A 15,967-nucleotide genomic window follows, 5' to 3' on the forward strand; every position below is an offset into this window, starting at 1 on the left:
AATGTATTTATTGTTTTAGCCAAAGTGCTTAATAGAATCCAACTCTATTATTCGTTCTCCGGATTTTCTTCCGCTGCTGGTTCATCACCTTCACCGGAAGCATCAGCACTTGTTTCATTAACATCAGATGCAACTTCACCGCCTTCGGTTGTCTGTGCAACTATATTACCGTCGGCCTGTGCTTCAACTTCTCCATTTTCACCATTTACTTCATCCTCACTATCATCCAGTTGGGTGATGGCGGCAATTTCGTCGCCATCATCGAGACGAATTAATTTAACACCTTGTGTGTTACGGCCCAGTTCGCTAATGCCTCCTGCCGGCATACGAATGGTCATACCGCTTTTACAGGTGATCATCAGGTCTTCTTTTGCAGCCACATCGAGCATACCAACCAGCGAACCGGTCTTTTCAGTAACGTTGAGGGTCTTCACCCCTTTTCCGCCCCGGTTTGTAATTGGATACTCTTCGAGTTGGGTACGTTTTCCGAAGCCTTTTTCGCTCACTACCAACACACTACGAGAGTTGTCTTCTTTTGAGACACATATCATGCCAATAACTGCATCATTTTCATCGTCTACGTCAATTCCCGAAACACCTATGGCTCCACGGCCGGTTGCACGTACTTTTTCTTCAGGGAAGCGAATGGCTCTACCGCTTTTCACGGCCATCATAACTTCACTGTTGCCGGTTGTTAACCTGGCTACCAGCAATTCATCGCCTTCAACAATGGTAATGGCGTTTACACCGGTTTTACGTGGGTTGCTAAAATCTTCCAGTGTCGTTTTCTTTATGATACCTTTTTTGGTACACAATACAATGTTGTGGCCTTTTACAAACTCTTCATCTTCCAGGTCTTTGATATCAATGATCGCTCTGATCTTATCGTCGGGCGGTAATTGGATCAGGTTCTGGATGGCGCGGCCTTTAGCCGTTTTATCGGCTTCGGGTATTTCGTAAACGTTCAACCAGTAACAGCGTCCTTTTTCGGTAAAGAACAGCATGGTGTGGTGCGAAGAAGCTACGAACAGATGCTCGATAAAATCCTCTTCACGGGCTTTACCACCTTTGGCGCCACGGCCGCCGCGGCGTTGTGCGCGGTACTCGGTAGCAGAGGTACGTTTAATGTAACCCAGGTGCGAGATGGTGATCACCACATCTTCTTCCTTAATGAGGTCTTTTATTCGTACTTCGTTATCGAGGTAAGTGATCTCGGTTTTGCGAACATCGCCGAATTTTTCTTTAACCTCGGTCAATTCCGTTTTAATGATATCGTAGCGCATACCTTCATTGCCTAAGATTTCACGCAGGTGACCGATCAGACGCATGAGCTCTTCGAACTCTTCCCTGATCTTATCACGTTCCATTCCGGTTAACCTTTGCAAGCGTAACTCGAGGATGGCCCTTGCCTGAATTTCATCGAGCCCCCAGCCTGCATTGATCAAACTTACACGGGCAATTTCTGGTGTAGCAGAAGCGCGGATCATGGCGATCACTTCATCGAGGTGATCGAGCGCAATGAGATAACCCTGTAAAATGTGGGCTTTCTTTTCCGCTTCGCGCAATTCGAATTGCGTACGGCGCACTACCACTTCATGACGGAACTCCACAAACTCACTGATCATATCTTTTACGTTCAGTGTTCTTGGGCGGCCTTTTGACAAGGCCACGTTGTTGATACCGTATGAAGTTTGTAATTCGGTGAATTTATAAAGCTGGTTGATCACCACGTTGGCAATAGCATCGCGTTTAAGATCTATTACAATACGGGTGCCTTCCTTGGCATTCGATTCGTTGTTTACGTGTGCAATACCTTCGATCACTTTCTCATTTACGAGCTGGCCGATCTTATCGCACAATGCATCGCGGTTAACCTGGTAAGGAACTTCGGTTACAATAATGGTTTCGCGACCGCTTGGTTTGGTGTCGATGGTCAGTTTACCACGCAGCACAACCCTTCCGCGGCCAAAATGCATACCGGCACGAATACCTTCCATACCGTAAATGATACCACCGGTTGGGAAGTCGGGCGCTTTGATATGCACCATCAGTTCATCGATGGTGATCTCGCGGTTATCGATATAGGCAATACAACCGTCAATTACTTCACTGAGGTTATGCGGCATCATGTTGGTAGCCATACCAACCGCAATACCGCTTGAACCGTTCACCAATAAGTTGGGAATACGGGCGGGCAGAATTGTAGGCTCTTTTTCTGAGTCGTCGAAGTTGGGCTGAAAGTCAACGGTATCTTTATCGATATCCATCAACATATATTCAGCTAACCGGTCGAGCCTGGCCTCGGTATAACGCATGGCGGCAGGGCCGTCGCCATCCTGGTTACCGTAGTTACCCTGGCCATCTACAAGGGTATAGCGCATGCTCCATTCCTGTGCCATACGCACCATGGCGTCGTACACGGATGAGTCGCCATGCGGGTGATATTTACCCAACACCTCTCCTACAACACGCGCCGATTTTTTATACGCTCTGTTGTAGTTCAGGCCCAGTTCGTTCATGGCGTAAAGGATACGCCGGTGAACCGGTTTCAAACCATCGCGTACATCGGGCAAGGCACGGCTTACGATCACTGACATAGAGTAATCGATGTACGCCGTTTTCATTTGCTCTTCGATATTTACAGGTATTATACGATTCTCATCGTTTGTTTCCTGTGGTGTGAAGTTTTCTTCCATACTTGTTTTACAGATATGATTTACATCCGTTTAAGTGGTCCTTTGGATGGGTGGCAAAAATACCCTATTTAAGCGTGAAAACCCGTTCTTTGTAAGGGTTTTTTAAGCCTAAATTTTATCCACGAATGTTAAGAAATACAGAAGAAGACCACCAGTTACCAGGTGCCGGTTACCGGGTTAATACAAGTTACAGGTTACAAGGTACAGGTTACAAGTTGCAGGGAAATGCAAAATACAAGTTACCGGTTACCTGTTACAAGTTACCAGGTCTTTATTGCAGATTAATGATCAAATTTTAACACCCCGATAATCGGGCACACCTGGCAACTGGTTCCGGGTAACCGGTAACCAGCTCCTTTAGGATACCCGGCAAACCTGCAACGAGTATGTTCAAATCTGTTGTAAAGGAAGTTCAATGATGAAACTGGTGCCATGTCCTTCGGTGCTTTGTACCTGTATAGAACCATTGCCTTTTTCAACAAACTCTTTTATAAGAACCAGCCCAAGCCCGCTCCCCGACTCGTTTTGGGTGCCGCGGCGGCTGTATTTTTCTTTGCTCAGGAACAGGCGTTCGCTCATACGTGCAGGCATACCTATACCGGTATCGGTAACTCTTAGCACCACCTTTCGGCCAAAGTTAAAACCATCTACCGTAATGCTGCCTTTTTCGGTGAACTTATTGGCATTGGTAAGCAGGTTACGCAAAATGAAGCGCAAAATGTTTTCATCTACATCGAGCTTTACTGAGGCATGCACCTGGTTCAGCAGGCGGTTCTCCTTCATGTTGGTCTGTACGGTCAATTCGGTAAACACTTTGTCAACCACCTCTTTTAGCTGAAACATTTCGGGAACATTCAGCGTGGGCTGCAATTGTATGCTCCCCCACTCTACCAGGTTCTCCAGTAAAGCCATGGTACTGTGCAGCTGTGTGCTGCTTACATTCAAAAAATTGTTAAACCTTTCGGGGTCTATCGTTTTGTTCAGGTATAGCTGAAACAGGCTTACGATGGAGGCCAGCGGGCTTCTAACATCATGTGCTATGATGCTGATCATACGGCGCTGGGTTTCGGTTATACGCTCCAGCTCCTGGTTCTTTAGCCGCAATTCCATTTGCTTTACCACCTGTTTGCCCAATATCATCAACGCCTCCTGTTGTTCATTGGTCAAATGGCGGGGCTCGGTATCAATAACGCACAACATGCCCAGGTTGTTCCCGGCTTCGGAAGTAAGGGGCACGCCGGCATAAAAACGAATGCCCTTGTTACCGGTAACCAATGGGTTGTTGGTAAACCGGGCATCGATGGTGGCATCGGGCACAATGAAGATATTGCCATTCAAAATGCCATGGCTGCAGAATGAGATATCGCGCGAGGTTTCCTGTTCATCCATACCAACCCTGGCCTTGAACCATTGCCGTTCGGCATCGAGCAGCGAAATGAGCGATATGGGGGCGTTACAAATACGGGAAGCTAACTTTACCAGGTGGTCGAACTCCTCTTCCTCGGGAGTATCCAAAATGTTATATTGATGAAGATCGGCTAATCTTAGGCTTTCGTTAACAGGTATATCAGCTTTCATTATGCGCGTTGTTGTGAACGTGGAAGGATATTAGACGGTATAAAAATGGGGCATTCATACCTTATAAACAATCGTTATATATCAGTGTTATCCATATTACAGAAAGGTTTTAAAACAGGTTACTGGTTACTACTTATGAAAACCGGGTAGTGAATGTGTTATGGTGGAAAACTACTGTCATTTTTAACGTCTCTTTTTATAACATTTTAACTGGAGTATTTGGTACAATTACTGCCAACTGTTAACTTGCATTTACTATCAATCTACCCCCGGTATCCTATTTAAAAATCCCTTTTAACCACTGAGCCCGCAACCCGCTGAAGAAATTCGGTTACGAAGTAGCTATACTACAGCTACCTGCTTGTAATATTTTTTACAGAGTTTTTATAGTTATGAATAAGTATCTACTATTACGCGATAACAAGCAAACAGGCCCATACACAGCCCAGCAGCTGGCAGAAAAAGGTTTGAAACCTTATGACCTGGTATGGTTGGAAGGCAGAAGCGCAGCCTGGCGTTATCCCGGCGAAATTGAGGAATTGAAGGCCTTTGCCCCTGTTGTTGAGGAGCAGCCCTACGATCGTTTCTATAAAAAACAGGAAAACGGGCAATCGACCGAAACCACCAATACAGTTCAGGAAACCCAGCCCATAGCCAAGGTTGAAACCAGCAAACACATTCACGTTACTATGCCTGGCGGCGCCAAGGTACAGGCAGCCAAAAAACAAGAAGCCGTTAAACCGGCTGCCCAGCAAAACGAAAAGAGCGCCAAATCTGCCGCCGCGTCCTCCTCATACATCATTTCTGAAGAAGACGATGAATTGAACAGCAGTTTACTGAAAGGATATAAAAACAGGAAAGTAGAAGATGAAGAGATCAACAATAGTTTCCTGAATGACTACGAATCAAGAAAGGCAGCTTATTCAAAAGGTAAAAGCGCCGGTTCAGCCGCAGCCGTAAAAGAAACCACAGCCGTAAAAGAAACGGTAGCTGAAAAACCGGTTACACCCAAAAAGGAAAGCTGGTCAACGCCAAAGAAGAAAGAACAATTCGACCTGAAAGCATTGCTGGCAGGATCGGGAAAATATTTGCAGAACAATAAGAACCTCACCCGTGTACTGGTAGCTGTGGTTTTAATATTGGGCGGGGTAGTAATTGGCCTGGTCATAAATAAAGGCAACCAACAACCCGACACCCAGGTGTTGGAAAGCCTGGTGAAAGAGATCAGGGACCAACAGAACGAGAAAGCCAACAATAATAATAGCGCCCCTTCGGCTGAAACAACTCAACATAGCAACAACAAAAAGCATAACAATGCCCGGCGGGACGAAGAAGCCAATAATAATGAAGGGGCAGAAAACGTTGCCAACCCGGCGGCACCGAATACCACTGTTGTAAACAATGCTTCGGGCAACCAGCAACAACAACGGCCATCAGTTATTAAAAAAGACAATATCGTTGTTCCGCCACCACCGGTGCAAAACAACAAGTCAATAGCATTGCCAGCCAGCAATACATCGCCCCAACAGGTTGAAGCTACCCCTGCTGTTATGGAAACAAGGGAAAAGCCTATAAACCCCGAAGTAATTGAGAAAGCCCGCAAAAACATTTATGAACAGGTAAGGGCCGAAGCCAGCGCTTATAAAGTTGGCGTATTCGGCGGTGTATCGGACCTCGATGTAACCTTAGTGAACACCAGCCTGTATACCCTCGACCAGGTAGCAGTTGAAGTAAAGTATTATGGTATGGAAAAGAAGCTGGTAAAAACACAAACTATCATCTTCAATAATGTACCTCCAGGTAAAAGAAGAACACTCGAAGTGCCTAAAACCAATAGAGGCCAAACCATCGAATGTTCAGTTATAAGCATTAACTCTAAAGCGTTAGGATTAGCGAAGACCGGCTTCTGAGTAAGATTCTACAGTTGACAAACGTTTTTCCACATTTCTTACCTCTGGCATAGTTTTTAGATCTTATAAAAGTGTTGGCACAGTTTTTTAAAGAATTATGTGCAATCAAAATTGATACACATAAGGGGAGTTAAAAACCTTGTTTATGGATAAAACTGTTGCCACGTTTATCGGGGTGGTTTGTGTGGTTATAGGCCTTCATGCATCCCGCGCCATGCACCGAACAAATATCACAGGAAAAGTAAAAGCATTTACAGAAAAGGATTCAATTTGGGTATTTGCAGTGAATGGAAAGGACTCCTTAAAGACGATGGTGAATAACGGCAGGTTCCGGTTTACAGTAAAGCCGGGTTCGTGGATGGTAACAGTGGCGCCGCACGCAGAGAACCAGGAAGGAAAACTGGTTGAAGCAGTAGAAGGAAGCACCCTTGATATGGGAACGATCATTCTGAATTAAAAATATTAAATAAGGGACGGTTCAAAACCAAAAGAGCTGGTGTTCGTCACCGGCTCTTTGTATTGTTACCGGTTACCAGTTACCAGATCCCAGTCGGTCATACTGGTTACATTTAGCTGTAAAGAAGGGGTTCCAGGTTACAGGGTTCAGGTTACAAGTTAATACAGCACCCAACGCCCCTGCAACCTGCAACATGTAACCTGCAACACCCACTCTAATTAATAAATCTCACATTTGAAGTATTAGTATCTTTAATTAATGAAGCATATTCTAATATTGGCATCGGGCAGCATGGCTCATTCGCTGATCAACTATCTTGCAAAAGAAGCTGCTGCCAATAATTGGAATGTTACCATTGCCAATTCCAGTTTACCCGACTATCCATTACCTGCCAGCATTGAGCTTTTATTATTTCAACTCAATAATGAAATTGCCCGCCGCCAGCTTATAGCTACCGCCGACCTGGTGATCTCCTTACTGCCTGCTGCCCTGCATCAATTGGTAGTTACCGATTGCTTACATTATAAAAAGCATTTACTTACACCGTCATATATTGACGGATCTACAGCCGCACTTGGCACTTCCATTAAACAACAAAAACTGTTGTTCCTGCACGAAATGGGGTTCGAGCCCGGCATAGATCATATGAATGCCATGCGGCACATTCACCGCATCAAAGCTATTGGCGGCAACATTACTTCGTTCAGATCGTATTGTGGCGCACTGGTTTCACCTGAAAGCAACGACAATCCCTGGCATTATAAACTAACGGGTACGCAACCGGGCATTGTGCAGGCCTATAAAGATGGCGCTGTATTTAAAGAGAATGGTTCAGTAATTAACTGGCCCAACGAGCAATTGTTCGATGCCAACCGGGTTATAAATATTCCTGAAATTGGTTATTTGGCCTGGTATCCTAACCGCGATTCAACACAATATATGCCCTTGTACGGTTTGCCCAATGCCAGCACATTTATGCGCACCACATTGCAGTATCCTGAATTTTGTTTTGGCTGGAAGAACCTGGTTGAATTAAAATTGACCGATGCAGCCAGTCAATACCAAACAAACGGACTTACCCTGCAGGAGTTTTTCCAAACACATTTTGCCCTGCATGGTTTTGGCGAATGGATAGAAAAGCAACTGACGGCCCGTTTTGCGCAAACAAAACAATTGCTCGAAAAGCTGCAACAATTGTTAGACGCAGAGCAGGAAGCCAATGAGGATGAAAGAAAAGCCTTGCAGGATTTTATGATGGTTGATAACAATGGACAATTGATGGATGTAAACCTTGATTCCATTAAAACCCAGGCAGCAGCCACCGTGGCCGGACAAATGCACGAAGCCAACCTGTCGATGAAACAGCTTTTCTTTTTGGGTATGGATGATAACGAAACTTTTATAAACAAAGGACAATGCAGCGCAGCAGATGTTTTGCAATTTGCCATGGAGCAAAAACTTTTGTTGCAACCGGCCGATAAAGACCTGGTGGTATTACATCACGAGATAGGCTATGAATTGGACGGGAACAAACATATAGCCAATAGCAGCCTGCTGGTAAAAGGCGAAGATCATTTGAACACCGCTATAGATAAAACAGCAGGACTGCCATTGGGAATGGCAGCCAAACAAATACTTCAGGGCAATATCAAAGAAACCGGTTTACATATACCGGTCATGTCTTCAGTATATATTCCCTTATTATTAGAATTGGAAAAATACGGCATTCGTTTTCATGATGCCGATACTATTATACAATAGGCAGTAACTGAAAATCACCCAGCAATATTTGCTGCACTTCCTGTGCAGGCATATTCAACCAGTTTTGCAACACGGAAGCGTATACCGATCTGAAGTCATGTTGCATAGGCACATTATCATTCACTGTTGCTTTTTCGGGGATCACAGGGTTAGAACCGATCACTGCTGATTTTACATTATTGCCAAAGTAAAAAACCGGCGCCGCTACGCCATGATCGGTACCGCCGCTGGCATTGCTTTTAATTCTACGCCCAAACTCAGAGAACGTCATACCCATTACCCGGTCCTGTATTTGCAGAAATTGCAGATCGCTCATAAATGCACCAATGGCTTCAGATACGCGTTGTAACAGTTTCGCATGTGTTCCGGTGGTAGTATCGGTTTCCGTTTGTTTGGCATGTGTATCGAAGCTGCCGGTGCTAACCATGTACACTTTTGTTTTTAAGCCGCCTGCTATTAAACGCGCAACGATCTTTAACTGATCGGCCAGGGGATTTTTACCTGCAGCCGGATAAGCAGGTGATTGCGTTGGCACTTTTTGCGCCGCCTTTTTAATAACAGATGCATACTGATCGGTTTTCTGGCTCATAAGCTCAATATAATCGAGCTGTTCGCCCCAGCGCGAATTGGCATTCACATTCACTTTTCCTTCTACCAGTTTATAAAAACCTGCAGGATTACTTATGGCCATTCCCATAGTGAATAAAGGTCCCTGTAATGCTGTTGATACCACAGATCCCACCTGAATGGCCAGCGGATCGGGCATGGCCTCGTTTGGATAATTATCAGGAAACTGCGGGTACACATCATTTAAGAACCGGCCGGCCCAACCGCTCGATACTATTTTATCGCTATCAGAACCGGTCATCCAAATATCGGTTGCCCTGAAGTGTGAAAAATTTGGTTTGGGATAACTCACTGCCTGCACTACACCCAGCTTACCTTCATTGAACAGCTGGTGCATATTGGCCATGGCCGGGTTAAATGCAGTAGCATCGAACCCATTCAGCCGAAGCACTTTTTCCTGCGGAAGATAGATGTTCGGCCGCGCCGCTGTATAAGCGCTGTATTGATCGAAAGGAATTACGGTATTTACGCCATCGTTACCACCTGCCAGTTGAATAAGCACCAGCACCCGGTCGTTATTTTGCGCAGCATGCCTGGCATGAACGCCCGGCAAACCAGCCAGCGCTTTCAGCGAAACGCCTTGCAAAAACGAGGGCAGCACAACACCCGTGATAGTATCCCTTAAAAATTTTCTTCTTTTCATAGTTGTGGTTTTACATTAACTGGTACTGGGGCAGGCTCATCATATATTTCAACAGGTTCTTCAACTTGTTGGTAACGTTCTTTGCGTTGGCAGCATCGTCGGGCTTGTCCTGTAATTTTTTCCAGGCATCCGTCCAGTAATGATCACTGGCCATGCCCTGCAAACCTTGCAGTAATATACCCGTTTTCATATACTGTTTTTCCTCAACCGGAATATCAACTGCATATAACAACAGGGCCAGCTCGTCGATAAGTTTATTAGGATCACCGGCAACAGGTATTTGCTTCACATATTGAACCGGATCAATGAGCAATTTCCTGCCATTACGTGCAAAGCCATTGATCAGCATTCTATCGGTGAAGGCCGTTCGCTTGGGTAGTGTATCGGAACTGATCCACGATTTATCGTACAATGGTTCCTGGTAATAAGCGGGCCAGCCGGCAACATTGGGCGGGTCGCCAATATTCTGTTGCATTTGCGAGGCCGTTATTTGAATATTGTACCAGAACCCGTACTGATCCGGAAAGCTGTCTTCACCGGGAAAAGGGATCTTATATTCACGCACGAGGCCAACCGCAAAATCTACAGGACTTTTTATAATACCACCGCGATTGCCTATATCGAAGAAATGGCGGCTGCTCAGCAATCTTTCAAGCACCGGTTTTATTTCATAATTGTTTTCGCGAAAAGTGTGGGCAAGTGGTTCTATAATGGTTTTCTCTGTTTCCTCATCTATTTGATGGTAAACAAAGAAGCGGTATAATTTACGGCAGATAAAACGGGCTACTTCGGGTTGTTGAAAAATAACGTCGAGCAATTCATCCAGCTCGCTCTCCCCTTCTTTTCCCTTTCGGCCTTTGATTACTTTGTTGCCGTAGAAAGCGCTGAACTGTTTATCGCTTTCATCGTGACGGCCGGCATCGAAGATGCCATGTACATCGGGCAGTATTTTATTATCGATGCGGAAACCGGTGAGTATGCGGGCGGCGGCTTTTACATCGGCCTCGGTGTATTGCGAACCTGGTCCCTTTCCTACTGTAAATAACTCCTGCAATTCGCGACCATAGTTTTCGTCGGGTGCTTTTTTTGTATTGGCATTTCCGTTCAGGTATTTCAACATGGCGGGGTCTAATGTAACTGCCCGTACCATGGCTTTGAAATTACCCAACGCATATTGTCGTAATAGTACGTTGTGTTTGTAGATCATGAAAGGATTATCGACCGAACTCATTTCGGTAGCGAAGTGATTATGCCAGAACAGCACCATTTTTTCGCGAAGGGTGTGTTGTTGGTTGATCATACAACCCATCCACCAGGCTTTGAAGGAATTCCGCCGGCGTCCACTGTTCATGCCGCTTAGTTTAGTAGCGGTGATCCAGGTTAGGCCGGGCTGAATTTCTTCGTCAGTGTATTTGTCGTCGTTATAATTGTTAACGGGAGGCGCCGGAACTGGTTCTGTAGTGTTCAGCAGTTCATGAATGGCATGTTTGAGCGATTTTGAAGCAAAATGATCAATATCTTCTTTGCCGGCCCCAAACAGGGTGCGTTTAAGCAAATGTTTTACTTCGGCCCGGCCCCATTTGCCTTTGTACTTTTTCAAGGATGTTGTTACTGATGGAATTACCATTGCATGCATTTTTAGAGAGAAGCATCAACTAAACTAATGCAAAACGTCTACCACTCGTTACAAAAATATGTGAACGAAATGTTATGAGCAATGGCGGCAGCCATTAAAATGCTTTTAATAATACTTGCAGGTTTTTGCGGGCGACTATCCCTTCAGTAAAGCAATCAGGTCCTTGATGCCCTCTGTAGCAGGTTTCTCTATATTGGTAACATTGATCGCATTGGTAGGTGGTATTTTTTTGTCGATCACATATTTTGGAATTTCTATGGGTGCATAATTAAGCAAACCCGCCGCCGGATATACCACCAGGGAAGTACCAACGACAACAAAAAAATCGGCACTAAGCACCAACGGGATAGCATATTGGATCATAGGTACCTGTTCTTCGAACCAAACGATATTGGGACGCAGTTGCGCGCCATCTTCGGCTTTATCGCCCAGCTTAATATCCTCGCGGATCTCGTATACCAGTGATTCATCCTGTTCGCTGCGCATTTCAAAAATAGAACCATGCAGGTGTAATACCATTTTTGATCCTGCCTGTTCGTGCAGATCGTCTATATTTTGGGTAATGATCGAAACATCAAAATCATCTTGCAGGCTGGCCAAACCGAAATGGGCTGCATTTGGTTTTGCTTCTGCTGCGTTTTTACGACGCTGATTGTAAAACTCCAGCACAAGGGCGGGGTTCTTTATCCATGCGCGGGGTGTTGCCACTTCTGTTACATCATGCCCTTCCCATAAACCATCGCTGTCACGAAAGGTTTTCAATCCACTTTCGGCGCTAATTCCAGCGCCGGTCAATACTACTATTTTCTTCTTTTTGCTCATAGCTCAAATATACAAAAAGATGGGTTCCTCATAAAGAGAAACCCACCTGAATGAACCCTATTTAGAAACTAACTACTGAGCCGTTTTTGGTTTTGCCCGGTATTTCTTTATCAACCACCAAAGGCCACCGGCACATAACCACAATGGCCACAGGGTAAGTAGTAATACCAGCATTTCACCCACCCAGTTCAACCCATTACCAAGCGCACCTAATACCCTTGCGCCAAAACCAGGCGTATTTGGTTGCACCGCCTGCGCATTTAGTACCTGGTAAAATGTTAGCTCAATGGTGCTATAAGCGGCTGCATGTGTGAGATAGCTTACCCGGCCCGAACCGGCCTCAATTTCTTCCTGAATGTTGTTTATCTCCTCCTGCACCTTCAGGATCTCTTCCATATTCTTCGCCTGCTTCAACAGATCGAGGTAGCGCAAACGCACCTGCCGCTTGGCTTCCGTTCTTGAACGGGTGTCAATTACTTCACCCGTCACATCCTGCGAAGTAACTTTTTGCGACACTACATTTTCATCTTTTGTAGAGGTGATTGATTTTACCAGGTTATCAAACTGATCAACAGGCACCTTGATGGTTACAATGTTCTCGATCTTATATTCCGATTTGGATTGTTCTTCGCCGGCCACATAACCACCGGCTTGTTTAACCTGCTCGTGCACCAGATCGTTGAACGTTTTATAATTTTTTGCTTCAACATTCAATACAGCATTTTTGATTATCTTTTTATCCCAGTCAATATGCTGAGCCGGCGTTGCTTGCTGTGTTTTGGGCGGTTGATCATTGTTTACCACCTGAGTCGTGGAGTCTGCAGCCGGCAAAAAATATTTATTATTTTCTTCAGGAGCCCTTTCCTGCGTTTGAAGAGCCGCAACAGCCACAGCTTTTTCTTCATTGGGGCTTTTGGCTTTACAGGCAACAAGCACGATCAACAGTGCTCCTGCAAACAATACCACCGGTTTATAATTAGATAGCATGATGGATAGTTTAAGATGGATTATTTTTTTACAGTTAATGAACCGGCTGCCTGCACCAGGTTGATGAATTCCTGGCGATAGCCGTTTGCATCAGTTCCTTTGGCGCTTTTCGCCAAGCTGATCACCTGCGGAAAAGAAGCACTTTGTTTAAATTCAGAATTACGCAACAACATACCAAAGGAAGCCACGGCAGCAGAGAACCGGAAATTATCAGAGGTATTTGCCAGCGCAATATGTGAATCGGTAACGGGATGAACGATCAGTTTACTTACATCGCCATCGGGCTTTTTATAGCGGAGTTTAATGGTCATTAATTCATCGCCGCCACTGGTAACCGCAACCATATTTTTAACCGGTTGATATTTCAGCTCGTCAACTTTGGCAATGAATTCGCTTTTTACACCTGCAGGTATCACTTCATACAAAGCTGTTACGGTATGGCCCGAGCCCAGCTCACCCGCATCTTTTTTATCGTCGTTAAAATCTTCGGCTGCCAGTACCCGGTTTTCATAACCTATAAGTCGGTAAGCCTGTACTTTGGCGGGATTGAATTCAATTTGAATTTTTACATCTTTGGCAATGGTGAACAGCGTGCTGCCAAACTCCGAAACCAATACTTTGCGGGCTTCGTTTATATTATCGATGTACGAATGGTTGCCATTTCCTTTGTCGGCCAGTTGTTGCATTTTATTGTCTTTGTAGTTGCCCATACCGTAGCCCAGCACGCTAAGGAAAATACCGCTTTTTCTTTCTTTTTCAATCAGCGAAACCAGTTCATCATCACTGCTTGCCCCTACATTAAAATCACCATCGGTTGCGAGAATAATCCGGTTGTTACCGCCTTTGATAAAGTTCTCCCGGGCTACCTTATATGCCAGTTGAATACCTTCGCCACCGGCAGTGCTGCCGCCTGCCTGCAATTGATCGATGGCTTCTTTAATGGCTGTTTTATTAGCGCCGCTGGTGGCTGGTAAAACCAGTCCGGCATTACCGGCGTATACTACAATAGCTACTTTATCATCGGCACGTAACTGATCGGCCAGTAAATTCATCGATGCTTTTACAAGCGGCAATTTATTAGGCTCTTCCATTGAGCCCGATACATCTATCAGGAATACAATATTGGCATTGGGCAAATTTTGTAAGGGAATTTCTTTTCCCTGTAAACCGATATGCACCAGGCGGTGTTGCGCATTCCAGGGACATTCTGATAATTCGGTATTTACCGAGAAGGGATTGTCGTTGGCTGGTTGCGGATAGGTATAATCGAAATAATTGAGCATTTCTTCTATTCGTACAGCCCCGGCCGGTGGAATGCTGCCATTATTTATATAACGGCGAATATTACTGTAGGCGGCTTCATCAACATCTATAGAAAACGTGGAGAGCGGGTTTTGTGCGGCAGCAAGAAACCGGTTCTCAACAATATGATCGTAATCTTCTGTGTTAACTGGTTCCTCTTCCACTTTTTGTAGTTCAGCTACACCGGCGCCTGCTTCTTCATCTTTTACAATTACGGGTGGCGTAAATTTATTCATTTCTACTGGTGGAGGCGGCATAACAACCGAAGCGTCGGCAGTTTCATGGGGAGCCACCATCATATCGGCAGCAGCAGCCCCACTATCGGCGCGTCTTTCAGTCTCAGCGCTTCCTTTTCCGGTATCGTTACAGGCAATAAAGATCCATAGCAGCAATGCTGCAAGCAGTTTACATACAATTTTCATGACTGGGTTTTTAGGTGTGCGTAGTATTTAGATGCAGGTTGTTAGAAATTACATAAGAAGTTCTAAGTTTTTAGTTCTTAGTTTTTAGTTCTTAGTTTTTAGTTCACAGGTCACCGGTTACCTGTAGTGATTAATTACGCCAGTGGTGAAAAGGTAACCTAAAGGAAATGTTAAGGTGAGTTGACGAGTTAACGGGTTGACGGGTTGACGGGTTGACTGGGGTTCTGTGCGGCGGGTGGATCAATAGTTGACAGGTTAACAAGGTAATCTCTGTGCAGCAGCTTGAGTATAAGTTGAAAGAGGGAATACAAGTTAACGAGGAGAAAGGCGTAGCGAAGCGTAATGAAACTTAAAATGAACAACTGAATAACTGAACAACTATGAACAGTGAACTATGAACTGTGAACAGTGAAAGCCCTTAAAAAGAAAACGGAGTTATCCTCCTCAGAAAATAACTCCGTTAAACAAACTTACAACTTAGCTAATTCCATAACCGCTGCCCACTCATCATCGGTAACGGGTTGTACCGATAACTGGCTAATGCGCACGAGGGCCATGTTGGCAAGACGCTTATCTTTTTTTATAGCGCTTAATGAAACGGGGTGTTTCAATTTTTTATAAGGCTTTAGGTCAACCGCAACCCACTTGTCATCATCAGTACTGGGGTCCTGGTAAAACTCTTTAGCCACTTTGGCAATACCTACAATTTCCAAACCCTCATTACTATGATAATATAATACCTCATCGCCTTTTTTCATTGCCTTCAGGTTATTACGGGCCGCATAGTTGCGTACACCATCCCAAAAGGTTTGTTTGTCTTGCTCAAATTGCTCCCATGAATAAACAGAAGGTTCTGATTTTACGAGCCAGTATGCCATATTGTTACAATTAAGGGCGAAAGTTAATAAAAAAGATGCATCCTTCAAGTAACAGGCTAAATCAATGGGCAATGGGCAATTGGCAATAAGCAATAGGCAAGCATTGAATTTGCCAATTGTCAATTGCCTATTTGTTACTTTTTTCAACGATGATAATTTTTTTCGAAATGTTAAATCCAGGTAATTCAGCTTTCCGTATATGATATTGAATTCATTACCGGTACATGATCAATAAACACAAAAACATT

At 44.7% G+C, this 15,967-nt stretch carries 11 protein-coding genes; 3 read left to right on the forward strand and 8 right to left on the reverse strand.

Translation table 11 applies throughout. The features are described 5' to 3' along the window. Positions 1-47: 47 nt before the first annotated feature. Entirely contained in the window at positions 48-2,696 is a 2,649-nt protein-coding gene (gyrA, locus tag GGD38_RS11585) for a DNA gyrase subunit A (RefSeq protein ID WP_375300694.1), read from the reverse strand. 390 nt (positions 2,697-3,086) lie between these two features. Further along, positions 3,087-4,274 carry an ATP-binding protein gene (locus tag GGD38_RS11590; RefSeq protein ID WP_375300693.1) on the reverse strand — a complete coding sequence of 396 codons (1,188 nt, stop codon included), beginning with the start codon at positions 4,272-4,274 and terminating at the stop codon, positions 3,087-3,089. Positions 4,275-4,666: 392 nt separating this feature from the next. Here GGD38_RS11590 and GGD38_RS11595 point away from each other — a divergent pair, with 392 nt between their 5' ends. The 3 genes from GGD38_RS11595 (at position 4,667) to GGD38_RS11605 (ending at position 8,402) form a co-directional block, all read left to right on the forward strand. Beyond that, positions 4,667-6,184: a hypothetical protein gene (locus tag GGD38_RS11595; RefSeq protein WP_375300692.1), complete on the forward strand. Its 1,518-nt coding sequence runs from the start codon at positions 4,667-4,669 to the stop codon at positions 6,182-6,184. Between the two features lie 145 nt (positions 6,185-6,329). Further along, positions 6,330-6,641: a hypothetical protein gene (locus tag GGD38_RS11600; RefSeq protein WP_375300691.1), complete on the forward strand. Its 312-nt coding sequence runs from the start codon at positions 6,330-6,332 to the stop codon at positions 6,639-6,641. 258 nt (positions 6,642-6,899) lie between these two features. Then, the gene (locus GGD38_RS11605) at positions 6,900-8,402 is read left to right on the forward strand and encodes a saccharopine dehydrogenase C-terminal domain-containing protein (RefSeq protein ID WP_375300690.1); all 1,503 of its coding nucleotides are present in this window, start codon (positions 6,900-6,902) and stop codon (positions 8,400-8,402) included. On the opposite strand, the gene GGD38_RS11610 is transcribed toward GGD38_RS11605, so the two are convergent. From GGD38_RS11610 to GGD38_RS11635, 6 genes are all read right to left on the reverse strand, one after another. Then, positions 8,392-9,672, reverse strand: a complete 1,281-nt coding sequence (locus GGD38_RS11610; protein ID WP_375300689.1) for a DUF1501 domain-containing protein — start codon at positions 9,670-9,672, stop codon at positions 8,392-8,394. The genes GGD38_RS11605 and GGD38_RS11610 overlap by 11 nt on opposite strands. A 10-nt stretch (positions 9,673-9,682) precedes the next feature. Beyond that, positions 9,683-11,272, reverse strand: a complete 1,590-nt coding sequence (locus GGD38_RS11615) for a DUF1800 family protein (RefSeq protein ID WP_375300688.1) — start codon at positions 11,270-11,272, stop codon at positions 9,683-9,685. 171 nt (positions 11,273-11,443) lie between these two features. Continuing rightward, positions 11,444-12,130, reverse strand: a complete 687-nt coding sequence (locus GGD38_RS11620) for an NAD-dependent deacetylase (RefSeq protein WP_375300687.1) — start codon at positions 12,128-12,130, stop codon at positions 11,444-11,446. A 72-nt stretch (positions 12,131-12,202) separates the two neighbouring features. Then, the gene (locus tag GGD38_RS11625; protein WP_375300686.1) at positions 12,203-13,117 is read right to left on the reverse strand and encodes a DUF4349 domain-containing protein; all 915 of its coding nucleotides are present in this window, start codon (positions 13,115-13,117) and stop codon (positions 12,203-12,205) included. Positions 13,118-13,137: 20 nt separating this feature from the next. Further along, positions 13,138-14,841 (reverse strand): von Willebrand factor type A domain-containing protein, encoded by a 1,704-nt coding sequence (locus GGD38_RS11630; protein ID WP_375300685.1) that lies wholly within the window; start codon positions 14,839-14,841, stop codon positions 13,138-13,140. A 470-nt stretch (positions 14,842-15,311) separates the two neighbouring features. Further along, positions 15,312-15,719: an EVE domain-containing protein gene (locus tag GGD38_RS11635; RefSeq protein ID WP_375300684.1), complete on the reverse strand. Its 408-nt coding sequence runs from the start codon at positions 15,717-15,719 to the stop codon at positions 15,312-15,314. Positions 15,720-15,967 lie beyond the last annotated feature (248 nt).

This window comes from Niastella sp. OAS944 (assembly GCA_024809215.1).
Taxonomy (GTDB): Bacteria; Bacteroidota; Bacteroidia; order Chitinophagales; family Chitinophagaceae; genus Niastella.